The organism is Luteibacter sp. HA06, from assembly GCF_054061215.1.
In genome coordinates, this window is sequence record NZ_JBSSDZ010000001.1 from 1,391,070 (window position 1) to 1,413,545 (window position 22,476).

Here is a 22,476-nt window from a genome sequence, read left to right on the forward strand (position 1 = left end):
ATGCTGAAGGACATCGGTCCGATTCTTTCCGCCTTGCGCAAGCACCGGCTCACCGCCAGCCTGGTCGTGCTCGAGATCGCCCTGACCTGTGCGATCGTGTGTAACGCCATTTTTCTCGTCGGTGACCGCTTGGCTCTCGCGGATACACCCAGTGGCATCGACGAAGCGAACGTGGTGCACATCGTCGCTTCGGATATGGGCAAGCACGGCGATGACCACGCTCGTGCCGAAGCCGACCTCGCCGCGCTTCGGGCCATTCCCGGGGTGGCGGCCGCCACCATTTCCAACAGCGTGCCGTTCGGCGATACCAGTTGGGGTAGCACGCTAAACCTGGCACCCCACCAGCAAGCGTCATCTGTGGATGTGAAGAATTTCTATGGCGAAGCCGTCGGCGAAACGCTGGGCACGCGTCTTGTGGCTGGACGCTATTTCAACCCGTCCGAGTACGTCTGGCTGGACGATCTGGTAACCGGCAAAGCCAAGCCGTCGCCCGTCATCGTGATCACCCAAGGTCTGGCCCGACATCTCTTCGGTGACGCCTCGCCGCTCGGCCGTTCGGTCTGGGTGGGTAGCAGCGACACGGAGATGCGCGTGATCGGCGTTGTTGAGCGCCTCGCGGCTGCGGGCGGTGTGAATCGCGCGGTTACGGAGTACACGACGCTCATGCCGTGGCGCGAGATTTCGGCGGGCGGCAACTACGGCGCTTTCATTATCCGGAGCATGCCAGGGCAGGCCGACCGGGTGCTTGCACTCGCCGTCGAAAAGTTAAAGCAGATCGACCCGCGGCGCGTCATCGTCAAGAAGGAGACCTACAAGGCTATCCGTGACGATCGCTTTGCCGGCGATCGCGCCATGGCCGGCCTGCTGGTGGCCGTCTGCGTCATCCTGCTCATCGTCACTGCGCTGGGTATCGTTGGCCTGGCCAGCTTCTGGGTAGGCCAGCGTCGCCGCCAGATCGGCGTACGCCGTGCCCTTGGTGCTCGTCGGGTGGATGTTCTGCGTTACTTCCAGACGGAGAACTTCCTGCTGGCCACAATGGGCATCGTGCTCGGTATGGCCCTCGCCTACGGAGTGAATCTGTTCCTGATGCGAGAGTACGAACTGCCGCGCCTGCCGCTTGTTTACCTGCCCGTGGGTGCTGCGCTGCTGTGGGCGTTGGGGCAGGCGGCTGTACTTGCCCCGGCACTACGCGCCGCATCGGTTCCCCCGGTCGTGGCAACCCGTGGCTAGAATGGACCCCAGGAAAAAAAGTGCCGAAGGCATTACAACCCTTTCGGCGGGGGAAGCATCCATGGCTGCATGCGAAGGGTACAGATGCGCTGCGTATTGATTATTGACGACAACCCCGCCGTGGGCGAGGCGCTTTCGCTTGCCCTTTCCCTGCGGGATATCCGTGCCCTGGTGGCGATGACGCCCGAAGATGGTCTCGCCACGCTTGCGACCGAGCGCGTGGACGTGGTCATCCAGGACATGAACTTCACGGCGGACACCACTTCAGGGGAGGAGGGCGTTGCGCTGTTCAAGGCGATCCGTGGCCGCCACACCGACCTGCCCGTGATCCTGCTGACGGCATGGACGCACCTGGACACCGCAGTCGAGCTGGTGAAGGCGGGTGCCGCCGACTACCTCGCCAAGCCCTGGGACGACACCAAGCTGCTCGCGACGGTGGAGAACCTCCTCGAACTCTCCGAGTCCACGCGTGAAGTGACGCGGGCCCGTGTCGAGCGCCGCAAGCGGCGCGAGATCCTCGAAGGTCGCTACGACCTGGACGGCCTCGTGTTCGCCTCCGAGGCGATGAGCCGAACGATCGAGCTGGCCTGCCAGGTGGCGCGTTCGGACGTGCCCGTGCTGATCACCGGCCCCAATGGCTCGGGCAAGGAGCGCATCGCTGCGATCGTCCACGCCAACTCGGCCGTCCGTCGGGGGCCGTTCGTCGCAGTCAATTGCGGTGCGCTCCCGGGCGAGTTGATTGAGGCTGAACTCTTCGGTGCCGAGGCCGGTGCCTATACCGGTGCGAACAAGGCTCGCGAGGGCCGTTTCGAGATGGCCGACGGCGGCACGCTGTTCCTCGACGAGATCGGCAACCTGCCACTACCCGGCCAGATGAAGCTCCTGCGCGTGCTGGAGACCGGCCAGTTCGAACGGCTGGGCTCGGGCCGCACACGCCAGGCGAAGGTGCGCGTGCTAAGCGCGACCAATGCCGACCTCAAGGCCATGATCGCCGCCGGTACCTTCCGCGAAGATCTGTACTACCGCCTCAACGTGATCGACGTGAACCTGCCGGCGCTGGCCGATCGCACGGACGACATCCTGCCACTGGCGGAGTTCTTCCTCGCCGGTCAGGCCGAGCTAAGTGAAGACGCGCGCGAGGCACTGCTCGCCCATCCCTGGCCGGGCAACGTGCGCGAACTGAAGAACGCCATCGCCCGCGCCGCACTGCTTGCCAGCGAAGGGCGCATCGAGCCCGGCCACCTGAACCTGCCGCCGCCCGCGCCCAGTGCGAGCCGTAACCTCGACGAGCCGACCCGCGAGTCGGTCGAAGCGGCACTGGCCTCCGCCGGTGGCGTGGTCAGCCGTGCCGCGAGCAACCTGGGCCTCTCGCGACAGGCGCTGTACCGGCGCATGGAGCGTTACGGACTGGCGGTGTGATCTGCTAGCGTCCCTGCCATGAAGACGCTCTCGCTCGAAGGACGGATGACCCTGGTCGTCGCCGGCTCGGCGATCGTCGGTGCACTGGTGTTTGCCGGTGTATCGATCTGGCCGTTCCCCCAGCTGGTGGCGTGGATGCGCGAAGCACCCGCCGCGCCAGGCAAGATTCCCCATGCCGTACCTGTCGAGTTTTTCGACGGGGGCACGGCGCTGCTGATCTGCCTCCTGGTACTTGTCCCGCTTTCCGTATGGGTTGCCCACGCCCTGGTGGAACCGCTGCGTCGCCTGATTCGCGCACTGGAAAGCGCCGTCGCCAGTTACCGTGACGGCGATTTCAGCATGTCGATCGGCACCACGCGTCGCGACGAGCTGGGCGACCTGATCCGCATGCACAACGCGCTGGGCCAGACCCTGCGGGATCAGCGCCAGCATCTGGCCCAGCGTGAGCTGTTGCTGGACACCGTCGTGCAGAACACGCCGGTCGCACTTGTCCTGACCGACGCCGCCGACAACATCACCTACGCGAACATCGCGGCGCGCCACCTCTTCAATGAGGGGCGTTCGTTAGCCGGACTCGATTTTTCGACGGTGCTGGCGACCATGCCCGAGAGCCTGCGCGACGCAGCTGCCACCGGCGAGGATGCCTTGTTCTCGGTGGAGATGGAGGGTAGCGAGGAGACCTTCCATCTGTCCCAGCGCGGCTTTCGCCTGCAGGGGCGTCCGCATCGCCTGCAGCTGTATCGACGCATGACGCGCGAGCTCTCGCGCCAGGAAGTGCATACCTGGAAGCGCGTGATCCGCGTGATCAGCCATGAACTGAACAACTCACTGGCACCGATTTCTTCACTGTCGCATTCCGGAGCGGAGCTTGCGCGGCGCGGCGACCTTGCGCGCCTGCCGGGTGTGTTCGCCTCGATCGGCGATCGCGCGAAACATCTGCACACTTTCATTTCCGGCTACGCGAGCTTCGCCAAGTTGCCAACACCGCTGGCGCGGGCGGTCCCCTGGGGTCCGTTCCTCGACGCGCTGGGGCTGCACGCGACCTTCCGCCTGGCTGGAACGCTGCCGGATCATCCGGGTTGGTTCGATACCACGCAGGTCGAGCAGGTCCTGATCAACCTGATCAAGAACGCCCACGAGGCAGGGGGCGAGTCGAGCGAGGTCACGCTCGCCGTGCATGCGTTGGGACGCGAAACCCTGATCGAGGTATCCGACCGGGGTCCAGGCATGAGCGAGACCGTCCTGGCCCAGGCCCTGCTGCCTTTCTATTCGACCAAACGTTCGGGAACGGGCCTGGGACTCGCCCTGGCCCGGGAAATTTCGGAAGCCCACGGCGGGCGCATTGCGCTGGCCAATCGCGAAGGCGGTGGGCTACGCGTCACCCTGGTACTCCCCGCCGGAACGCCCTGACCCGCTTCGCCTATACTCCGGGACATATTCGGATGAGGGAGTGCAAGGGATGGGAAGCGTCGTAGCGTTGGTTGTCGTCGTAGTCGTCGTGATCGTGCTGGCCAAGCTGATCCGCATCGTGCCCCAGGGCTACGAGTGGACGGTGGAGCTGTTCGGCAAGTACACCGGCACCCTTAGCCCGGGCCTGCATTTCCTCATTCCGTTCGTCTATGCCATCGGGCGCAAGATGAACATGATGGAGCAGGTGCTCGAAGTCCCCTCGCAGGACGTCATCACCAAGGACAACGCGGTCGTTCGTGTCGACGGCGTCGTCTTTTACCAGATCCTCGACGCCGCGAAGGCCGCTTATGAGGTCGCCAACCTCGAGGGCGCGGCGCTCGCGCTCATCATGACCAATATCCGCACGGTGCTCGGTTCGATGGATCTCGACGAGAGCCTCAGCCAGCGTGACGCGATCAACGCCAAACTGCTCGGCGTGATCGACGAAGCGACCCACCCCTGGGGCGTGAAGGTCACCCGTATCGAGATCAAGGACATCTCGCCGCCGCGCGACCTCGTCGATGCCATGGCGCGGCAGATGAAGGCCGAGCGCGAAAAGCGCGCCAACATCCTCGACGCCGAGGGCTATCGCCAGGCCGCCATCCTCAAGGCGGAAGGCGAGAAGCAGTCGGCCATCCTGTCCGCCGAAGGCAAGAAGGAAGCCGCCTTCCGTGAGGCCGAAGCTCGTGAGCGCCTGGCCGAGGCTGAAGCGAAGGCGACCACCATGGTCTCCAACGCGATCGCCGGCGGCAGCGTCAACGCGCTGAATTACTTCGTCGCTAACAACTACGTCGACGCGTTGAAGGAAATGGCGCGTTCGCCGAACCAGAAGATGCTCCTGCTACCGATGGAATCCGCCGGCATCCTCGGTTCCCTTGCGGGTATCGCCGAACTGGCCAAGGATTCCCTGACCGCTCAGCGTGCGCCGACCACGCCCGTCGCCGGCGACCGTCCGCCGTTACCGCCGCGTTGATGCCATGACCGAACTGGCCCTGCACTATTTCTGGTGGATCGCTGCGCTGGTGCTGATCGGTGGCGAAGTCATGCTTCCCGGCTACTTCATGCTGTGGATCGGCATTGCCGCTGCTGTCATGGGCGGCTTCGTATTCGTCATGCCGGAGATGAGCGCGCTGACCCAGGCGATCGTGTTCGGCGTGCTCGCTTTCGTGTCGTGTTTCGCCTACTGGAAGTTCGTCCGTCCGCGGCTCGAGCGCATCGTGCCGGTCGGCAACGAGCGCCTGAACCGTCGCGGCGACCAGCTTATCGGGCAGCGCTTCTCGTTGTGCGAACCGATCGTCAATGGTCGCGGCAAGGCGCGCGTGGGCGATGGCATGTGGCTGGTCATCGGCCCGGACCTCCCTCTGGGCGCGACGATCGAAGTCGTCGGCATCGACGGGACCACCCTGCGCGTCAAGGCGGTGGACGTTGCCTGAGGCCGTGCCGCTGAGCGTACCGGTGAGTTTCGCCACCACGGCGATCAACACTCGCATCGCTTTCCTGACCGAACTCGCCCGTCGTCTGCATCAGTACGGCACCACCGCGCCTCGCCTGGAAACGGCGATCGCGCGTTCGGCCCAGCGCCTCGGTCTCTCCGCCGAAGTCTGGTCGAGTCCCACCGCGATCATCGTGTCCTTCGCCGACCTGGGGCAGGGCGACGACGGCGTGGCGCAGGTCACCCAGGTGATGCGCCTGCCGCCGGGCGACGTGAATCTGGCTCGCCTGTGCGAGGCTGACCGCATCGCGGATTCGGTGATCGACGGGCAGATGGAACTGCGCGAGGGCTTCCATCTGCTGCGCAAGCTCGGTGCCCCCGAGACGTTCCTGTCACAGCTTGGCGTGATCGCGAGTTACGGGCTTTGTGCGGCCAGCGTCGTCGCCTTGCTGTTGCACAGCTCCTGGCCCGACCTGATCACAGCCGGCGTGATCGGTGTGCTCATCGGCCTGATCACGGTGGCCTCGGGTAGTCGTCCTCGCCTTGCCGCCGCGAGCGAAGCCATCAGCGCCATGGTGGCGACAATCATCGCCACGGTGGTCAGCGCTTATGTGGTGCCGCTGGCGTTGAAGTCCGTGATCCTCGGCAGCCTCATCATCCTGATGCCGGGTATGGCCCTGACCACAGCCGTGCGCGAAATCTCCAGCCAGCACCTGGTGGCAGGCGTCGCGCGCATGGGTGGTGCGATTGCGACCCTGCTTAAGCTCACCTTCGGTACGGTGGCCGCGAGCCAGCTCTGCGAGGCGGTGGGCATCATTCCGCGCAGCTACGCCCTGCCGCCCTTGCCGGGCTGGGCGGACTGGCCATCGCTCATCCTCGGTGCCTTCTCGTTCGCCATCCTCTTCCGTGCCGCAAAGCGCGACTGGCTGGTCGTCATGGGCTCGGTGGTGCTGGGCTATCTGGCCACACGGTGGGGCGGCAGTATTTCCGGCTCGCTTCCGGGGGCGCCGTTCGGCGTTTTTGTCGGCGGGCTGTTACTCGGGTCGCTGAGCAACGTCTACGCACGGTACGCGCAGCAACCCGGTGCGGTGGTACGTGAGCCCGGGATCATCCTTCTCGTGCCCGGCTCGGTCAGTTTCCGCAGCGTCTCCTACCTGCTGGATCGCGATGCGTCGCTGAGCATGGATACCGGGCTTCTCGGTATAACCCTGCTGGTTTCTCTCGTCGCCGGCCTGTTGTTCGGCGACCTTATCGTGGCGCCCCGCCGGTCGCTATAAGGCATTGTGGGAGCCGATTCATCAGCGAATAGTGAATACGCTCGCTGCGCAGCAGCGATCCTCGAGGTTGCTGGCCTCGCTCCCACCAAAGAAAGAGCTCGCCGATGAATCGGCTCCCACAGACAGCTTAAAAACCCCCCGCGTTAGCGGGGCGGTTCGTTTTCCGCATTAATGGCGGGGATCAGACCAGCAGGTCGGTTTCTTTCTTGCCGGCCTTCAACGCTTCATTAAACCAGCGCGGGCGCTTGCCGCGGCCGGACCAGGTCTGTTCGGCGTCGTCGGGGTTGCGGTACTTCGCGGCGACGGTGGTGCCGGCGCGCTTGGATTTAGGAGCGCGCGCACCGAATACATCGTCGAACGTGAACCCCTCCGCCTTCAGCAGCGCATTGATCTTCTCGCGAAGCTTGGCGACCTTTTCCTTGCGCAGTTCGGTCTGGCGGACCTGTGCTTTGGAAATCAGCTCATTGAGCTGGTTGTGATTGAGGTTCTTGATATCGACAGCCATTGGAGTCTCCCGTGGAGGATTAACGTTCGCGCCGGGATTTTTAGCTGGTTATGCGCCAAAAAGCAAAATGCCGGATGTTTCCATCCGGCATTTTCTTCGATTACCGGGTTTTCACCTACACGGATTAGTGGCAGATAACCTCGCCATTAATCGGCCGATTACAGGGCGCCGAGAAGAGCCAGCAGTTCCTGGTGCGACACGTTGCGGCTTTCGGTGTCGGTGCGGGCGCGGTACTCGAAGGTGCCCGCCTCCAGACCGCGTGCGCTTACGACGACACGGTGCGGGATGCCGATCAGCTCGATATCCGCGAACATCGAGCCGGGGCGCAGCCCGCGATCGTCGAGTACGGTGTCGACACCAGCCTGCGAAAGTTCTTGGTAGAGCGACTCGCCGGCTTCGGCGACGACGGCGTCGGTGTTCTTCGGGTTGATGACGCACACCGCGACGCGCCACGGCGCCATGGCATCCGTCCAGATCATGCCGGCCTCGTCATTGCGCTGTTCGATGGCGGCAGCCACGATGCGGCTTACGCCGACGCCGTAACAGCCCATGTACATGGTGGCTTTCTTGCCGTTGCTGTCGAGCACGTCGGCGCCCATCGCTTCGGCGTACTTCTGGCCAAGCTGAAAAATGTGGCCGACTTCGATGCCGCGCGCGAGGCGGATATGCCCCTTGCCATCCGGCGACTGGTCCCCGTCGACGACCTTACGGATATCCGCGATGCGATTGATCCGCGCGTCGCGCTGCCAGTTGGCGCCGGTGTAGTGGGTGCCATCCTGGTTGCCGCCGCAGACGAAGTCGGCGAGCAGGGCCGCGCTGCGGTCCACGATGACCGGGATCGATTCGGGCAGGCCGACGGGACCGATGGAGCCCGGACGGGCGCCGGTCGCGGCGAGAATTTCCGCTTCCGTCGCGAGTTCGGAATCGTCCGGCAGCTCGGGCAGGTGTGCCGCCTTCACTTCGTTGATCTCGTGATCGCCGCGCACGCACAGGGCAACCAGGCCCTCGCGGCCACGCACGAGGATCGTCTTGACCACCTGGCTGGCCGGCACGCCGAGGAAGGCGGTGACCTCGTCGATCGTGCGCTGCTTCGGCGTGTCGACACGGGCGAGTTCGGCCGAGGGAGCGGGGCGCTCGCCGGCGGGCGCCAGGGCCTCTGCCTTTTCGATGTTGGCCGCGTACGACGAGGCATCGGAGAACGCGATGGCGTCTTCGCCGGACTCGGCAAGTACCTGGAACTCGTGGCTGGCGCTGCCGCCGATGGCTCCGGTATCGGCGTCCACCGCCCGGAACTCCAGCCCGAGGCGGGTGAAGATGCGCGAGTAGGCGTCGTACATCACCTGGTAGGTTTCGCCGAGCGATTCCGGGGTGAGGTGGAAGGAGTAGGCATCCTTCATGAGGAACTCGCGCGCACGCATCACACCGAAGCGCGGACGGATCTCGTCGCGGAACTTGGTCTGGATCTGGAAGAAGTTGAGCGGCAGCTGCTTGTAGCTTTTCAGCTCGTTGCGCGCGAAGTCGGTGATGACTTCCTCGTGCGTGGGGCCGTAGCAGAACTCCTGCTCCTTGCGATCCTTGATCTTGAGGAGCTGGCCGCCGAACTTCTCCCAGCGGCCGGTTTCTTCCCACAGCTCGCGCGGCTGCACGGATGGCATCAACACCTCGATCGCGCCGGCGCGAACCATCTCTTCACGGACCACGTGCTCGACCTTGCGCAGCACGCGCAGGCCCAGCGGCGACCAGGTGTAGAGGCCTGAGGCCAGCTTGCGGATCATGCCCGCGCGCAGCATCAGCTTGTGGCTGGCGACTTCCGCGTCGGCGGGGACTTCCTTGACGGTGGCGAGGTGGAACTGGCTGAGGCGCATGCGGGATGTCTTTCGGGTGAAAGCGGGGATTATAGGCTGGCTACTCGCCCCGCGAGCGGCTGATTACTTGCAGTAGAGCGTTATCTGCGCCTGGGTGGTTTCGACCTGGCGTGCCCGGCCGGCATCGTCGAGGGTGCGCGAACCGCCCTTGCCATCGTCCACGGAGACGACTTTTTCCTTGCTGAGCGTGTCGGCGTTCTTGTGAAGCTGGTCGCACAACTTCGCCCGATTGGCCGGCGTATCGGATACCGGGCCCGCCGGGGCGGGCTTCGCGGCAGCCGTCGACGCCGCGGCAGGTGCTGGCTCGCCCGCGGGGGGCACCACGACACCGCTGGTCTTGATCTTCTCGACCTTCGTGCCTGCCGGCGGAGGGGAGTCGGAATAGTGCGTGACGCCCTGGGCGTCCTTCCACTTATAGGCCTGGCCGAACGCCAGAGGACAGACCGCCACGAGAAGGGCGAGGACGAGGTAACGGCGCATGCGGGCCATCCGGCAGGGTGAATAGTGGCGCAAACAACTATCACCGGAAGGTTGGGCACGCAAGCGACGATGTCGCGTTTCGTGCGCCGCAGCCCACGCAGCCGGTCGCCTGACGCTTTGCGACGCCTGGGCTACACTGTCCCCCCACGTCACGGCATTGGCCCATGAGCGATCCGATCCAGGCCCAGGGGCCGCGACATCGCGGCATTTACCTGCTCCCCAATCTGTTTACCACCGGCGCCATGTTCGCCGGTTTCTACGCGATCGTCTCGGCGATCGGTGGGCACTACCAGACCGCCGCGCTGGCGGTTTTCGTCGCCGCCATCCTGGACGGCATGGACGGTCGCGTCGCGCGGATGACCAATACGCAGAGCGAATTCGGCGTCCAGTACGACTCCCTGTCGGATCTGGTCAGTTTCGGCCTGGCCCCGTCGCTGGTGATGTACACGTGGTCGCTGTCCTCGCTGGCCGCCTACGGCCCGGTGTGGGGCAAGATCGGCTGGGCCGCCGCCTTCATCTACGCCGTCTGCGCGGCGCTGCGTCTGGCCCGTTTCAATACGCAGGTGGGCGTGGCCGACAAACGCTATTTCCAGGGTCTGGCCAGTCCGGCCGCCGCCGGGCTGTGCATGTCCTTCGTCTGGACGATGGAAAAGTTCGATATTTCCGGGCCGTCGGTGGCGTTCTTCGCCATGCCGCTGGCCGTGATCGCCGGCCTGCTGATGGTCAGCAACGTGCGTTACTACAGCTTCAAGGCGTGGCCCAAGGGGGATCGCGTGCCCTTCATCTGGTTGATTGCCGCCGTGCTGGTCGTGGTCCTGCTACTGATCGACACCGCGCGCGTGCTGTTCGCCGTGGCCGTCTTCTACACGATTTCCGGTCCGATCCACACCTTGTGGGGCCGTGCCACGCACCGCCGTCGCGTCCGCCGGCATGCCAAGGTATCGGAGTAAGTACAGCAACCATGCCAGCCATCGCCGACCGCCGCGAACGTCTCCTTCGTGTCATGGGTGTCACTCCGTGGCGCCTGCGGGTGGGCGAGGTCGTTGCAGGCGACGACGCACAGCCGGCGAATGCCGACCCGGGCCCGGGCGAGCATGTCGGTTGCGTCGTGATCCTCCCGGCCGGGAGCAGCGCCCGCGAACTCGACCTGCTGGGAAAGGCCCTGCGTGCTTTCGGTCCGGTCACCGGCCGTGCGGCGCGCCTGGAGGTCGGAGAGCGTGGCCTCGGCCAGGTTCCGGTCGCGGGGGCCTATCTCGTGTTCGGCGAGGCGCAGGCTCGTGCCCTTGGCAGGGACCTGCCGGCCGCCGTGCTGAGCGCCGCGCAGATCGTGCTGGTCGATCCACCCTCGGCGATCCTTGCCGACTCGGCCGCCAAGCGACGCCTGTGGAATGGCCTGCGCGCGCTTGGACGCGCCTTCGTCACGGGCTGACACCATGGTCGCCGTGACCCGCCCCGCCACGGAAGTACGCGCGATGCGTCGCGAAGATCTCGACGCCGTCGTGGCGATCGAGCACGCGTCGTACGAGTTTCCCTGGAGCGCGGGCATCTTCCGCGACTGCCTACAGGCCGGACACAACTGCTGGGTGCTGGTTCACGAGGGCGAGATCGCCGGCTACGGCATCCTCTCGGTGGCCGCCGGCGAGGCGCACGTGCTCAATGTCTGCATTGGCGACGCGCACCGCGGGCTGGGTTATGGACGCCGCATGATGCGCCGGCTTATCGATCTCGCCCGCTGGTACGGTGTCGAACGGATCTTCCTGGAAGTCCGTCCGTCGAATCCCGTGGCCAAGACGCTTTACGACACGCTCGGCTTCACCGAGATCGGTCGCCGCCCCGCGTACTACCCCGCCAAGGGTGGTCGCGAAGAGGCGATCGTCATGTCGCTGGAAATGCACATTTCCAGCTAGCCAGGCCTCAGCCCTCGCGCAGCAGGGCCATGGGAGAGGTGCGTAGCACACGGCGCGTACCGAGCAGGCCGATCAACATGACCACCAGCGCAGCCAGCACGGCGGCGCCGACCAGTGGCCAGACCGGCGGCACGAAGTGCTCGATGTGGAACACGGCATTGCCCAGCCAGAAACCCGCGCCGCTGGCGCCGAGCGCCGCGGTGAGGCCGGCGACCAGGCCGAGCAGGGCGAACTCGCAGGCCGCGGCGGCCCGCAGCTGGGCGCGCGTGGCGCCGAGCGTGCGTAGCAAGGCAGCCTCCTTGCGTCGCTCCTGCGCGCTCGCCGCAAGGGCGGCGGCAAGCACGAGGGCACCGGCGAGCAGGCTGAAGCCGAGCACCCAGCGCACCGCACCGCCGACGCGGTCGACGATGTCGCGAACGCGATCGAGCAGGGCATCCACATCGATCAGGCTGAGATTGCCGAAGTCGCGCGAGACCTTCGCCAGGTCGTCGGCGTGGCCGCGCGGAAGGTAGAAGCTGGTCAGCCAGGTGTGGGGAAGTTCGGTCGCATGCGCCGGGTCGATCATCAGGAAGAAGTTGACCCGGAACGAACCCCAGTCGACCTGCCGGACGCTGGTCACGCGTGCATCCACGGTGCCCTCGCCGACCTCGAAGCGCAGCGTGTCGCCGAGCTTGAGATGGAAGCGATCGCGCCATGAGGTATCGACCGACACCTCGGCCTGCGCGGGCGACGGACCCGGCCACGCGCCGGCGACCACCTTGTTGGATGGCGGCAGGTCGTTACTCCACGACAGGCGCAGCTGACGGTCCGCGGCGTCTTTGGCCTGGCCGTCGACGAACGCGATGCTGTCGATCGACTTCCCGTTGATCGCCGTGAGCTTGCCGACGGCGAGGGGCATCATGTTGGTCTTGGTCGCGCCCATGCGCTCGAGCGCATGGGCGAACTCGTCGCGTTGTTCATCCTGGAGGTTCAATGCGAACCAGTTCGGCGTATCCGCCGGGAGCTCGCGTCGCCAGCCATCGAGCAGGGACGGTGCGATGACGGCAAGCAACAGGAGTGCGCATAGGCCCAGCGACAACGCAGTGGCCTGGACCAGGGAAAGGCCGCGGCGTCGGGCGAGCGCAGCAAGCCCGAGACGCAGGGCAGGATGTGCCCCCGGCGCGATGCGCCGCGCGAGCACCAGGAGCAAACCGGACAGCAGCGCCGCCACCACGGCGACACCGGCGAGGCTGGCGGCGAGGATGCCGGCGAGCTTCGCCGAATCGCTTTGCAGCCAGACCAGGGCGACCGCGGTCAGCACCGGTACCAGGTAGAGCGCATCGAAGCGGCGTACGCGGCGCTGCATGGACTCGCGGAAGACCGCGACGGGTGGCACCTCGACAAGGCGCACGAGCGGCGGCAAAGCGAAGCCCGCGAGCACGGCGAGGCCCATGGCTGCGGCGGCGAATGCCGGCCCAAGAGGCAACGTCGTAGGGATGTTGTCGAACAACTGGCTGGCGAAATACCAGGCGCCTTGGGCGAGTCCGAGCGCGATCGCCATGCCCACGGCGGCGGCTGGAATTGCCAGGGCGGCGAGCGTCATTACAAGCAGGGCAGCGATGCGTCGGCGCGGGGTGCCCAAGGCACGCAGCAGGGCAACTTCGGCGGCCTTGCGACGGGCGTACCGCGAGGAGGCCAAGGCGATCGCGACGCCGGCGAGCAGGGCCGAAAGCAGGGCCGTAAGGCGCAGGAACGCGCTGGCGCGATCGAATGCCGAGCGCATGCGCTCCTGCATCTTTTCAGGGGTGATCAGCTCGCCGCCATGCGGTAGCGAACCCTGCTCCACGGTGGCGCGCCATGCCGCTACCCCCGCAGGCGGGCCGGCCACGAGCAGGCTATGACGTGCGCGACTGCCAAGGGAGAGCAGCCCGGCGTCGCTGGCATCCTCCAGGCTCATGAGCGCGCGCGGAGCGAGGGCGAAGAGTTCGCCACCGTCGGGCTGCCGGATCAGCTCGGCGGCTACGGTAAGGTCGCGGCCGCCGATCTGGAGCTTCTGCCCTGGCTTGATGCCGAGCCCAACGAGGGCACGATGGTCGAGGAAGACTTCGCCGCGAGCGGGGCCATGGCTAGCGTGGTCGCTTCCTGCCGCGTCGCGTACTTCGAGGGTGCCGCGCAGTGGATACGCGGCGTCGGTTGCCTGCACGTCGAGCAGCTGGCTGTGTTCGCCGACGAAGGCGACGCTGCGGAACGCGGCACCGCGGGTGGTCTTGAGGCCGTCGTTCCTGGCCGATTGCAGAAGTGGCTCAGGCAGCGGCGCCGGAGCAGAAACGCCCATATCGCCACCGATCAACTCGGCGGCGCTAGCCAGGATGCCGCGCTCGATGCGCGTCGACAGCGTCGCGACCACGCCCAGCGCGATGACCGCCAGCACAAGCGACGCTGCCAGTGTGCGCAGCTCGACGAGGTGCCATTCGCGCCGCAGCGTGCGCAGGGCCAGCCGGGTGACGTTCACGCGGGCACGCCCAATCGGCCTTCATGCAGTTCGGCCGAGCGCGCACAGCGGGCGGCGAGGCGGGCATCGTGCGTGACCAGGATCAGGGTGGTGTTGTGTTCGCTGTTCATGGCGAAGAGCAGGTCGCCGATGTGTTCGCCCGTGTGCTGGTCGAGGTTACCGGTGGGTTCGTCGGCGAAGAGGATGCGTGGCCGGTGCACGAAGGCGCGGGCCAGTGCCACGCGCTGCTGCTCGCCACCGGATAGCTGGGCCGGGTAGTGGCGGCGCCGCGCGCCGAGGCCAACCGAATCGAGCGCGGCATGGGCACGGTCGCGCGCCGTATTGTCGCCTTCCAGTTCCAGCGGCAGCATCACGTTCTCTTCGGCGGTGAGGGCCGGCAGCAGGTGGAAGGACTGGAACACGAAGCCGACCAGGCGGCGGCGAATGGCTGCGCGGGCTTCCTCGTCGATCGTTTCCAGCGGCTGGCCGTCGAGTCGAACGCTGCCCGAGGTGGCGACATCGAGTCCGGCCAGGAGGCCCAGGAGGGTGGTCTTGCCCGAGCCGGACGCCCCAACGATGGCGAAGCTTTCACCGGCGGCGACGCTGAGGTTCACCCCGGACAGGATGTCCAGCCGTCCCTCCGGGCCGAAAACCGACTTGCTAACATCGACCACTTCAAGAAGACCTCGGGAAGAATCGCTCATGCGTCGTTGCCTGTTCCTGTTGCTGTTCGTCTGGTGCGCCATCGCCTCCGCGGCGGATTCGCCGCGCAAGGTGCTGGTGCTCGGGGACTCGTTGTCGGCGGCGCACAACATCCCGGTGGAGGCCGGGTGGGTGCGTTTGCTGGACGCTCGCACATCGAAGATGGCGACGCCGTGGTCGATGGTCAATGCCAGCATCAGCGGGGAAACCTCGTTGAGCGGGCGCAACCGGTTGCCCGGCCTGCTGCAGAAGCAGCATCCCTCGGTGGTGGTGATCGAACTGGGCGCAAACGATGGCCTGCAAGGGCTGCCCCTCGGACAACTCGCCGGCAATCTCGATACCATGATCGACGCCGCCAAGGGCGCGGGGGCAAAAGTCCTGCTGCTGGGCATCGAGCTGCCGGTCAATTACGGCCCGCAATACCGCGACGGCCTGCGCAAGGTGTATACGGACGCCGCAAAGAAACATGACGTTGGCCTGGTGCCCTTCCTGCTCGATGGTGTCGCCCTGGATCCGGCCCTGATGCAGGACGACGGGCTTCATCCGACAGCTCAGGGAGAGCCCCGGGTTGCGGACAATGTGTGGAAAGCGCTTACGCCGTTGCTCCACTAAACGACACGGCCTGCACGTAGTCATACGCAAAATGAATGCTCGTTTTCGGTCTTCACACGGTTCTCACTGGTCCGGCCGTTAACTCTTCACATTTGTGAATCACAGAGGAGTGGCAACGATGAGCAACCGCGACGAACAAGCCGGCCTGATCCTTCTTGTCGAGGACAATCGCCAGATCGCCGAGATGGTGGGCGAATTCCTTGAGCGTCGGGGCTACTCGGTCGATTACGCTGCTGACGGCGTCAGCGGCCTCCACCTGGCGGTCTCGAATAGCTACGACGTCATCGTGCTGGATCTCATGCTCCCGGGCATGGACGGCCTCGACGTGTGTCGCAAGCTTCGTAAGGACGGCAAGAAGTCGACCCCGGTCCTCATGCTGACGGCGCGCGACACCCTGGAAGACAAGCTGGTGGGCCTCGAGGCCGGCGCCGACGATTACCTGGTCAAGCCGTTCGAAGTGCGTGAGCTCGAGGCTCGCCTGCGCGCGCTGATCCGTCGTGATCGTCGCCAGGTGTCCTCCGAAGTGCTCAACGTGGGCGACATGACGCTGGACACGGCGACGCTGCGCCTGACCCGTGGTGGCCAGGAACTCACGGTGTCGCCAATCGGCCTGAAGTTGCTCGCGATCCTTATGCGTGAATCCCCGCGAGTCGTCAGCCGTCGCGACATCGAACGCGAAATCTGGGGCGACACCTTGCCCGACTCCGACACCCTCCGCTCGCACCTGTACAACCTGCGTCGCGTGATCGACAAACCGTTCGACCGACCGCTCCTGCACACGATCCACTCGGCGGGTTATCGCCTGGCCGACCTCGATTCCGAAGTCGCGGCTTCGCAGACGGCATGAAGGCTTCGCGGCTCCGGATGTAAACGATGGAAGGCAGCAAATCGCAGGGGACGAAGCGTCGGCGCGGATCATTCCGCGCGCGGATCGCGATCGTCTTCGTTCTGCAGACCGTGGTCGTCGTCATCGCTTCCCTGATGGCGGCGAACAACGTCGCGCCGATCGGTGCGGCGATCGCGATCATGCTCTCGTCGGGCGCGCTGGCGTGGCTGGCGGTGTCCCGCGAGTGGGTGCCCATCGCCGCGCTCGCACGCCTTCTGGATGGCTGGGACCCCGACAAGCCGGACATGGCCCAGCTCGACGAAGAAAACGGCAAGCGTTCGAACAACGACGTGGGGTCACTTATCCGTGGCCTGCACGGGCTTGCCTCGCGTATCGACGGTTTCGGCGAACGCGAGCGCAACTTCACTCGTGATGCCAGCCACGAGCTGCGCAGCCCGCTTACGGTTATCAAGATGTCTTCCGACATGCTGGCGGACGAGACCGATCTTTCGGATTTCGGTCATCGCTCGCTGGAGCGGATCCGTCGCTCCACGCGCGAGCTGGAAGCACTGGTCGAGGCGTTCCTCATTCTCTCGCGGGAATCCGACCAGGGCCTCGCCGAAGAGGACTTCGTGGTCAACAAGGTGCTCCGCCAGGAAGTCGAATACGCCCGTGAACTGATCGCCGGCCGTCCCGTGGAGCTCATCCTCGACGAGCCCGCCAGCTTCGCCTTGCATGCATCACCGCGCGTGTTCGCCGTGCTCTGCGGTCAGCTGATTCGTCACGCCCTGCAGCAGACCGACCAGGGCGTGATCGTGGTGACGGTGATGCCTGGCAGCGTCAGTGTGATCAACCCCGCAGTGGACATGCCGGAGGAGGGCAGTCGCCGTCATGCTGCGGTCGATCGCCACGGTTTCGACCTGGCCATTGCCCGGCGCTTGTCGGATCGTTTCCAGTGGCCGTTGGAATTGCGTTCGCTACCCGGCGCCAATCGTGTGGCGAGCGTGCGCTTCCCGCATCCCCAGCCCGTCGAAGCCTGAATAGAGCTGCGTTTAACGCATCAACGCGGCGATGCGCTCCGTATTGAGTGCCCCGCTGAACGCCTTGCGCGTTCCATCCGCCCGAATCACCAGCGTCCGTGGTGTCTCGCCGCCCCAGCCCGGGTCGATGAGGTAATTGATCCGGTCCGGCGTCGCGTCGGCGTACGCCCGTGACGGCACGCCATCGAGTCCGGCCGCTTTCAGTCGAGCCGCCAGGACGTCACGCTGGCCCATCGAATCGGTCGCGATGAACGCCAGGTCGACATCCGCATGCTGGCGTTGCCAGGTGGCCAGTGCCGCGAGATTCTCTTCGCAGTAGGCGCAATCGAGGGCCCACAACGCGACGATGCGTACGCCTTTGGCGGGCGGTGCCACCAGGGCTTGCACGTCGGTCGACGCGAGCGCGACAGGCGGCGCCGCGAAAGCAGGCACCGTAGCTGTCAGCGCGGTCAGGAGGATCAGGTGCTTCATCATGGCAGCGCCTCCGTCGGTACCAAACGGAACTGTCCTTCAGGATTCCATGCCACGAAAGCACGATGACCCCAGAGCACCAGTTTCGGCCAGCCCGATGCATCGGCGGTGTGTGCAATCTGTCGTGCCTCGCTGAAGCTCGCACCGCCGTCGGTGGACTCGCGCAGCATCAGGTCGAGACCTTCCGGCGACACCTGGTGATACGCGATCCACACGTGCTTGCCGTCGGCGAGAAGATCCGCGTGCGACGCACCGGCGGTAGCGACGGTGGTGAGATGCGCCGGGGGCGAGCCCGGGATCAGCTGGCCGTACCAGATCGTCGCCTTGCCGTCGGCCGCACTGAACCACACGGCGTGACGCGTGCCTTTCGCATCGATCGACAACGAAGGGCCGTGGTGAGGGCAACCTTCGATGTGCCACTGAGTGAAGGTCGCACGCTCCACTTTCGGCGATGTACCGCCGACCGGCAAGCTGGCGAAGGTATGGTCACGAATGTTGTCGCCATAGATGGCGCGGAAGAACGCATCGACCGACCCATCGGGTGCGCGCGCCAGGGCGATACGACAGCACTCGCAGCTCTCGTCGACGATCTTCCGCTCCGGGGCGAAGTGCGCGCCGCGATCCGTCGACCAGCTGTAATACGTTGCCGCACCGAGATACGGTTTGCCCGCCACCTTGGCGGCTTCGACATCACGCTTGTCGATCCAGGCAACGATGATGTTGCCCTTGCCGTCGACAGCGAGCGAGTCGAAGCGATGCGTGATCTCGGCGCGATCCGTGTGCACGGTTTTCGGCGTGTCGAAGTGGGCGCCGCCGTCGAGGGAGCGCGAGAAGCGGACGAAACCGGTCCACGGCAGCTTGCGCGGTTGCGACCAGCTGACATACAGCTCGCCCTTGGTTCCCAGCGCGATCTTCGGCCGGTTCTCGCCTTCGGCATAGATCGGCTCGCCGGTGGGATTGACGATGGTCGACACAGTGAAGGTGCGGCCCATGTCGTCGGAGCGACGTGCGCGCACGTGCTCTCCCACGGTATCGACCACCCAGAGATGACCGCTGGCATCGAGAGCCGCATCGAAACCGAGCGGCGCCTCGTGGCCCATGGCCATGCCATGCATGTCGTCGGCGTGACCGGAGGCGATTCCGGCAAGGAGCAGTGCAGCCAGGAAGGAGAGGCGGCGCATGTTCAACGCTCGTCCGGACGTTCGCGCACCGGGTGCTTGCTGAGCTTCCGCTGCAGCGTACGCCGGTGCATGCCGAGGCGCCGTGCCGTCTCGGAAATATTGCCTTCGCACTCGGTGAGGACGCGCTGGATGTGCTCCCACTCCAGGCGACGCAGCGGTAGCGGGGCGTCCGGCGCGTCGACGAGATCGTCGGGGTCGGCAGGGCCGGAGTCGCCGTCGAGCAGCGCGCGAACGACGGCATCCGCGTCCACGGGCTTGGCCAGATAGTCGTGTGCACCACGCTTGATCGCTTCGACCGCGGTCGCGATCGAGGCATACCCAGTGAGCAGCAGGACACGGATGTCCGGCACCAGCGACTGCAGTTCGGGAATCAGGCGCAGCCCGTTCTCGTCGCCCAGCTTGAGGTCGAGCACGCAATAGCGCGGCTGGTGGCGACGGGTGAGGGCGCGCGCATCGTCCGCATTGTCGGCGGTGATGACTTCGAAACCTCGCGAGGTCATGGCGCGGCCGAGTACGCGTGCAAAGGTCGGATCGTCATCGACGATCAACAACGGGCGCCCGCCGGGCGGGACGAGTTCGTTCATGCCGGATCTCCAATCACTGAAAGAGGCAGGCGCAGGCGCATCTGTGCACCGTGGCCGGTATTGCTGGCGGCGAGTTCGCCTTCGAGACGCTCCGCGGTCGCTTCAGCCAGCGCAAGGCCGATGCCGAGGCCGGTCGCTTTTTGCGACAGGCCGAGCGTACCGAGGTCGTCGAACTCGTCAAATCCGGGGCCCTCGTCGGTGACGACGAGTTCCAGCCAGCGGTCGTCACGGCGGATGGCCAGCGAGACGGCGGCACTATCGTTCATCGCCGAGGCATCGGCGGCATTGTTGAGCAGGTTGATCAGCGCATGGCGCAAGCCCGGTGGCGAGCGCAGGCGCAGGCGCGCTGCGTCGCCGGCGACATGGAGCGTCACCTCCGCTTCGGGACGCAGCAACTGGAAGCGCTCCATGCAGCCATGAATGAATTCATCGAGAGTGATCCTCTCCGGTACCTGCGACAGCTGTGCCTGCCCGAAGGCGACCATCTCTCTAAGAATGGTCCGACAACGCTCCACCTGGCCCTGGAGCAGATCCAGGTCGTCGCCGAGTGCATTGTCGCTCGCATGCTCGCGGCGGATCTCCGGCAGCAGCGTGCGCATGGTGGACAACGGGGTGTTGAGTTCGTGCGCCGCACCGGCCGCCTGCGTGGCGATGGCGAGGATGCCCTCGTCACGCAAGGCGCGTTCGCGCACCCGCTGTACCTCACCCTGTTGATGCCGGATGGCCTTTGCGAGGTTACTGATGAACACGCCGAGCAGGATCGCCATGATGACGAAGTTGACACCCATGCCCGCGACGTAGAGGTCAAGATCCAGGCTGCTGTTGCCCAGCGTCGGCAGCGGCAGGTGGTACGGAACGAGAAGGACGTAGGCGACGCCGGTGAGGATCGCCACCAGCGACACGCCGGCTATCGACAGCGCGGCGGCTGAAAGCGCAATCGGTACCAGCAACAGGGTGACGAACGGATTGCTCGCGCCGCCGGTGAAGTACAGCAGGTAGCCGAGCAGCAGCGTATCGGCCGCGATGTGCACGATGGCTTCGCCTTCGGTCACCTTCCACGGCATGCCCAGGCGGAACGAAGCGGCCGCCGCGAATACGGCGAGCATGCACACGCCGATCATCAGCGGGAGCAAAGGAACATCGAGGTTGAGCAGGGTGACGCAGGAGAGGATCGCCACGCTCTGCCCCGCGATGGCGCAGAGGCGGAGCCAGGCAAGGGTACGCGCGAGTGCGAAGGGACCGGAGCGGGATGACGGCGAGTGCAGGTTGTCGCTCACGAGGGTCTCTTCAAGAAGGAAGGGCCGCCCGGGGGCGGCCCTTCGGCGCGTTACAGGTCTTCGTTGTGTACCGGCGGGAACGGCGGCACGTTAGCCAGTGCATGGTTGAGCGAAAGCTTCTTCATCAGCGGGAGCATGGCCACCGCGATGCCCGTGCAGAGGATGCCGACCATGCCGAGCTTGTTGAACAAGCTGGTGTAGATGGTCAACGACTGGAGCGGATCGGTGATGTTGTCAGGGATGGCGGCGTAATTGGCAACCACGCTGCCCATGTACTGGGCCACGCCCGACGCGACGTAGTACGCACCCATCATGAAGCCACCCATGCGAGCTGGCACGTAGCGGGCGATCATGGCCAGGCCGAGGCCGCTCACCAGCACTTCGCCCAGCGAGTACAGGCCGTAACCCCACACCATGTACCAGGACGAGATCTTGCCAGCGATCGCGGTCGTTGCGCCCAGGCCATACATGAAGAAGCCAGCGGCGACGGCGGCGAAGCCGAGGGCGAACTTGGCCGCGACGGGGAAGTCTTTCCCGTGCCGGCCGAGCGTGTTGTACAGCCACACCAGGATCGGCGACAGAATCACGATCCAGATCGCGTTGAGCGACTGGAACTGCTCCGGAATCCACGTGAGCATGTGCCAGCCGAACAGGTTGAACTCCAGGTCCACATTGCGCTGCGCGAACAGGTTCAGCGAGGTCGACATCTGCTGGTAGAAGATGAAGAAGAAGATCGTCTGCACCGTCAGCACGAGCGCGGCGATGAGGCCGGCGCGTTCGCCCTGTGCACTCGAGCGGATCAGGTGCACGAAGATGCCGAGGATGACGACACCCGCGATGTACACGCAGGCCTGGGCCACGCCCTGGTTCTGCAGGATGTACGCCGAGGCGGCGATGATCAGGATGCCTGCGCCGATGATGGCGAGGATGTTCTTGATCAGCGGCGGGTGCTCGTCCGGCTCGGAACCGACATGGGCCAGCGTGCGGCGCATGAAGAAGTAATTGACCAGGCCGAGGATCAGGCCGATGGAGCAGACGCCGAAGGCGGTATGCCAGCCAAGCGCGTCGCTGTAGTGCGTGCCGACGTAGTCGCGGATCCACGGGGTCAGCAGCATCGAGATCGTCGAGCCGACGTTTACCGCCATGTAGTAGATGGTGAACGCGCTATCGATCTTGACCTCGTCGCCCTCGTAGATCTTGCGCACGAGGTTGCCGGCGTTTGGCTTGAACAAGCCGTTGCCGAGGATGATCACGCCGAGTGCGATGTACAGGAACCAGGTGCTGTTCGTCGGGATCCAGAGCAGGGCATAGCCGAACATCAGGATCACGGCGCCGGTAAGCATCGTGCGACGCGTACCGAGGAATTTGTCGCCGATCCAGCCGCCGATGGCGGGTGTGGCGTAGATCAGGGCCGAGGCGGCGCCCCAGACCAGGTTGGCATCAACATCGGGAAAGCCGAGCTTCTTCACCATGTAGGTGACCATCAGCACCTGCATGCCGTAGAAGCCGAAGCGCTCCCACATCTCAATGAGGAAGACCGTGCTGAAAGACTTGGTCTGTGAAACGGGCGGGTTCTGGATTGCCATGTATTTTCCGGAAGCATTGGAAACAGCGAGCCGGGTGGTGGAACCCAGGCTCCCGTCGCCGTGACCCTGAACGAAGTCACAACCGTTCAAGCGTAATACAAATGTTCCGCCGGGTTGTGCTGCAGCGCCAGAGGGGCGCGGCGATACGCCACGGCGCAAGGAA

22 protein-coding genes are annotated in these 22,476 nt (G+C 65.4%); 12 read left to right on the forward strand and 10 right to left on the reverse strand.

Annotation, left to right across the window (positions count from 1 at the left end):
- From ACVWWJ_RS06190 to ACVWWJ_RS06215, 6 genes are all read left to right on the forward strand, one after another.
- Complete coding sequence (locus tag ACVWWJ_RS06190; protein WP_456967108.1) at nucleotides 1-1,230, forward strand: ABC transporter permease; 1,230 nt, start codon at nucleotides 1-3, stop codon at nucleotides 1,228-1,230.
- Nucleotides 1,231-1,314: 84 nt separating this feature from the next.
- Nucleotides 1,315-2,649 (forward strand): sigma-54-dependent transcriptional regulator, encoded by a 1,335-nt coding sequence (locus tag ACVWWJ_RS06195; RefSeq protein WP_456969669.1) that lies wholly within the window; start codon nucleotides 1,315-1,317, stop codon nucleotides 2,647-2,649.
- A gap of 18 nt (nucleotides 2,650-2,667) precedes the next feature.
- Nucleotides 2,668-4,059: a sensor histidine kinase gene (locus ACVWWJ_RS06200; RefSeq protein WP_456967109.1), complete on the forward strand. Its 1,392-nt coding sequence runs from the start codon at nucleotides 2,668-2,670 to the stop codon at nucleotides 4,057-4,059.
- 49 nt (nucleotides 4,060-4,108) lie between these two features.
- Complete coding sequence (locus ACVWWJ_RS06205) at nucleotides 4,109-5,071, forward strand: SPFH domain-containing protein (RefSeq protein ID WP_159890907.1); 963 nt, start codon at nucleotides 4,109-4,111, stop codon at nucleotides 5,069-5,071.
- A gap of 4 nt (nucleotides 5,072-5,075) precedes the next feature.
- Complete coding sequence (locus tag ACVWWJ_RS06210) at nucleotides 5,076-5,531, forward strand: NfeD family protein (protein WP_456967110.1); 456 nt, start codon at nucleotides 5,076-5,078, stop codon at nucleotides 5,529-5,531.
- Complete coding sequence (locus tag ACVWWJ_RS06215; RefSeq protein WP_200851584.1) at nucleotides 5,524-6,807, forward strand: threonine/serine exporter family protein; 1,284 nt, start codon at nucleotides 5,524-5,526, stop codon at nucleotides 6,805-6,807. The genes ACVWWJ_RS06210 and ACVWWJ_RS06215 overlap by 8 nt, the downstream gene beginning before the upstream one ends.
- A gap of 181 nt (nucleotides 6,808-6,988) precedes the next feature.
- On the opposite strand, the gene ACVWWJ_RS06220 is transcribed toward ACVWWJ_RS06215, so the two are convergent.
- The 3 genes from ACVWWJ_RS06220 to ACVWWJ_RS06230 all read right to left on the reverse strand — a co-directional run bounded on the left by ACVWWJ_RS06220 (nucleotide 6,989) and on the right by ACVWWJ_RS06230 (nucleotide 9,657).
- A complete protein-coding gene (locus tag ACVWWJ_RS06220) occupies nucleotides 6,989-7,312 on the reverse strand; it encodes an H-NS histone family protein (protein WP_159890913.1) in 324 nt (107 codons plus the stop codon).
- Between the two features lie 158 nt (nucleotides 7,313-7,470).
- Nucleotides 7,471-9,177 (reverse strand): proline--tRNA ligase, encoded by a 1,707-nt coding sequence (locus tag ACVWWJ_RS06225; RefSeq protein WP_456967111.1) that lies wholly within the window; start codon nucleotides 9,175-9,177, stop codon nucleotides 7,471-7,473.
- 63 nt (nucleotides 9,178-9,240) lie between these two features.
- The gene (locus ACVWWJ_RS06230) at nucleotides 9,241-9,657 is read right to left on the reverse strand and encodes a DUF4124 domain-containing protein (RefSeq protein WP_456967112.1); all 417 of its coding nucleotides are present in this window, start codon (nucleotides 9,655-9,657) and stop codon (nucleotides 9,241-9,243) included.
- Between the two features lie 164 nt (nucleotides 9,658-9,821).
- Here ACVWWJ_RS06230 and pssA point away from each other — a divergent pair, with 164 nt between their 5' ends.
- Genes pssA through rimI form a run of 3 tightly spaced genes read left to right on the forward strand, consistent with a single transcriptional unit; the run spans nucleotide 9,822 to nucleotide 11,564 of the window.
- Nucleotides 9,822-10,607, forward strand: coding sequence for a CDP-diacylglycerol--serine O-phosphatidyltransferase (gene pssA, locus ACVWWJ_RS06235; protein WP_159890919.1), 786 nt, complete (start codon nucleotides 9,822-9,824; stop codon nucleotides 10,605-10,607).
- Nucleotides 10,608-10,618: 11 nt separating this feature from the next.
- Complete coding sequence (locus tag ACVWWJ_RS06240) at nucleotides 10,619-11,086, forward strand: hypothetical protein (protein WP_456967113.1); 468 nt, start codon at nucleotides 10,619-10,621, stop codon at nucleotides 11,084-11,086.
- A gap of 4 nt (nucleotides 11,087-11,090) precedes the next feature.
- Entirely contained in the window at nucleotides 11,091-11,564 is a 474-nt protein-coding gene (gene rimI, locus ACVWWJ_RS06245) for a ribosomal protein S18-alanine N-acetyltransferase (RefSeq protein WP_159890923.1), read from the forward strand.
- A gap of 7 nt (nucleotides 11,565-11,571) precedes the next feature.
- Here rimI and ACVWWJ_RS06250 read toward each other — a convergent pair whose 3' ends face one another.
- Both ACVWWJ_RS06250 and ACVWWJ_RS06255 read right to left on the reverse strand, forming a co-directional pair.
- Nucleotides 11,572-14,055 carry an ABC transporter permease gene (locus ACVWWJ_RS06250; protein ID WP_456967114.1) on the reverse strand — a complete coding sequence of 828 codons (2,484 nt, stop codon included), beginning with the start codon at nucleotides 14,053-14,055 and terminating at the stop codon, nucleotides 11,572-11,574.
- Entirely contained in the window at nucleotides 14,052-14,738 is a 687-nt protein-coding gene (locus ACVWWJ_RS06255) for an ABC transporter ATP-binding protein (protein ID WP_456967115.1), read from the reverse strand. Before ACVWWJ_RS06255 ends, ACVWWJ_RS06250 begins: the two co-directional genes overlap by 4 nt.
- Here ACVWWJ_RS06255 and ACVWWJ_RS06260 point away from each other — a divergent pair.
- The 3 genes from ACVWWJ_RS06260 to ACVWWJ_RS06270 all read left to right on the forward strand — a co-directional run bounded on the left by ACVWWJ_RS06260 (nucleotide 14,737) and on the right by ACVWWJ_RS06270 (nucleotide 17,214).
- Nucleotides 14,737-15,348, forward strand: coding sequence for an arylesterase (locus ACVWWJ_RS06260; RefSeq protein ID WP_456967116.1), 612 nt, complete (start codon nucleotides 14,737-14,739; stop codon nucleotides 15,346-15,348). The genes ACVWWJ_RS06255 and ACVWWJ_RS06260 overlap by 2 nt on opposite strands.
- A gap of 118 nt (nucleotides 15,349-15,466) precedes the next feature.
- Nucleotides 15,467-16,195, forward strand: coding sequence for a response regulator transcription factor (locus tag ACVWWJ_RS06265; RefSeq protein ID WP_036111366.1), 729 nt, complete (start codon nucleotides 15,467-15,469; stop codon nucleotides 16,193-16,195).
- Nucleotides 16,196-16,221: 26 nt separating this feature from the next.
- The gene (locus ACVWWJ_RS06270) at nucleotides 16,222-17,214 is read left to right on the forward strand and encodes a sensor histidine kinase (protein WP_159890931.1); all 993 of its coding nucleotides are present in this window, start codon (nucleotides 16,222-16,224) and stop codon (nucleotides 17,212-17,214) included.
- 12 nt (nucleotides 17,215-17,226) lie between these two features.
- Here ACVWWJ_RS06270 and ACVWWJ_RS06275 read toward each other — a convergent pair whose 3' ends face one another.
- From ACVWWJ_RS06275 to ACVWWJ_RS06295, 5 genes are read right to left on the reverse strand one after another with little or no spacing between them, the layout of a single operon-like run.
- Nucleotides 17,227-17,688, reverse strand: a complete 462-nt coding sequence (locus ACVWWJ_RS06275; protein WP_456967117.1) for a TlpA family protein disulfide reductase — start codon at nucleotides 17,686-17,688, stop codon at nucleotides 17,227-17,229.
- Complete coding sequence (locus ACVWWJ_RS06280) at nucleotides 17,685-18,866, reverse strand: sialidase family protein (RefSeq protein WP_456967118.1); 1,182 nt, start codon at nucleotides 18,864-18,866, stop codon at nucleotides 17,685-17,687. Before ACVWWJ_RS06280 ends, ACVWWJ_RS06275 begins: the two co-directional genes overlap by 4 nt.
- 2 nt (nucleotides 18,867-18,868) lie before the next feature.
- The gene (locus tag ACVWWJ_RS06285) at nucleotides 18,869-19,450 is read right to left on the reverse strand and encodes a response regulator transcription factor (RefSeq protein WP_046969596.1); all 582 of its coding nucleotides are present in this window, start codon (nucleotides 19,448-19,450) and stop codon (nucleotides 18,869-18,871) included.
- Nucleotides 19,447-20,727 carry an ATP-binding protein gene (locus tag ACVWWJ_RS06290; protein ID WP_200851585.1) on the reverse strand — a complete coding sequence of 427 codons (1,281 nt, stop codon included), beginning with the start codon at nucleotides 20,725-20,727 and terminating at the stop codon, nucleotides 19,447-19,449. Before ACVWWJ_RS06290 ends, ACVWWJ_RS06285 begins: the two co-directional genes overlap by 4 nt.
- Nucleotides 20,728-20,777: 50 nt before the next feature.
- Nucleotides 20,778-22,313 carry an oligopeptide:H+ symporter gene (locus tag ACVWWJ_RS06295; RefSeq protein ID WP_159890939.1) on the reverse strand — a complete coding sequence of 512 codons (1,536 nt, stop codon included), beginning with the start codon at nucleotides 22,311-22,313 and terminating at the stop codon, nucleotides 20,778-20,780.
- Nucleotides 22,314-22,476 lie beyond the last annotated feature (163 nt).

Excerpts from the sequence above, each read along its gene's own strand:
- ACVWWJ_RS06190 (WP_456967108.1), top strand. The coding sequence starts at position 1 with ATGCTGAAGGACATCGGTCCGATTCTTTCCGCCTTGCGCAAGCACCGG.
- ACVWWJ_RS06195 (WP_456969669.1), top strand. The coding sequence starts at position 1,315 with ATGCGCTGCGTATTGATTATTGACGACAACCCCGCCGTGGGCGAGGCG.
- ACVWWJ_RS06200 (WP_456967109.1), top strand. The coding sequence starts at position 2,668 with ATGAAGACGCTCTCGCTCGAAGGACGGATGACCCTGGTCGTCGCCGGC.
- ACVWWJ_RS06205 (WP_159890907.1), top strand. The coding sequence starts at position 4,109 with ATGGGAAGCGTCGTAGCGTTGGTTGTCGTCGTAGTCGTCGTGATCGTG.
- ACVWWJ_RS06210 (WP_456967110.1), top strand. The coding sequence starts at position 5,076 with ATGACCGAACTGGCCCTGCACTATTTCTGGTGGATCGCTGCGCTGGTG.
- ACVWWJ_RS06220 (WP_159890913.1), bottom strand. The coding sequence starts at position 7,312 with ATGGCTGTCGATATCAAGAACCTCAATCACAACCAGCTCAATGAGCTG.
- ACVWWJ_RS06225 (WP_456967111.1), bottom strand. The coding sequence starts at position 9,177 with ATGCGCCTCAGCCAGTTCCACCTCGCCACCGTCAAGGAAGTCCCCGCC.
- ACVWWJ_RS06230 (WP_456967112.1), bottom strand. The coding sequence starts at position 9,657 with ATGCGCCGTTACCTCGTCCTCGCCCTTCTCGTGGCGGTCTGTCCTCTG.
- pssA (WP_159890919.1), top strand. The coding sequence starts at position 9,822 with ATGAGCGATCCGATCCAGGCCCAGGGGCCGCGACATCGCGGCATTTAC.
- ACVWWJ_RS06240 (WP_456967113.1), top strand. The coding sequence starts at position 10,619 with ATGCCAGCCATCGCCGACCGCCGCGAACGTCTCCTTCGTGTCATGGGT.
- rimI (WP_159890923.1), top strand. The coding sequence starts at position 11,091 with ATGGTCGCCGTGACCCGCCCCGCCACGGAAGTACGCGCGATGCGTCGC.
- ACVWWJ_RS06260 (WP_456967116.1), top strand. The coding sequence starts at position 14,737 with ATGCGTCGTTGCCTGTTCCTGTTGCTGTTCGTCTGGTGCGCCATCGCC.
- ACVWWJ_RS06255 (WP_456967115.1), bottom strand. The coding sequence starts at position 14,738 with ATGAGCGATTCTTCCCGAGGTCTTCTTGAAGTGGTCGATGTTAGCAAG.
- ACVWWJ_RS06265 (WP_036111366.1), top strand. The coding sequence starts at position 15,467 with ATGAGCAACCGCGACGAACAAGCCGGCCTGATCCTTCTTGTCGAGGAC.
- ACVWWJ_RS06270 (WP_159890931.1), top strand. The coding sequence starts at position 16,222 with ATGGAAGGCAGCAAATCGCAGGGGACGAAGCGTCGGCGCGGATCATTC.
- ACVWWJ_RS06275 (WP_456967117.1), bottom strand. The coding sequence starts at position 17,688 with ATGATGAAGCACCTGATCCTCCTGACCGCGCTGACAGCTACGGTGCCT.
- ACVWWJ_RS06280 (WP_456967118.1), bottom strand. The coding sequence starts at position 18,866 with ATGCGCCGCCTCTCCTTCCTGGCTGCACTGCTCCTTGCCGGAATCGCC.
- ACVWWJ_RS06285 (WP_046969596.1), bottom strand. The coding sequence starts at position 19,450 with ATGAACGAACTCGTCCCGCCCGGCGGGCGCCCGTTGTTGATCGTCGAT.
- ACVWWJ_RS06295 (WP_159890939.1), bottom strand. The coding sequence starts at position 22,313 with ATGGCAATCCAGAACCCGCCCGTTTCACAGACCAAGTCTTTCAGCACG.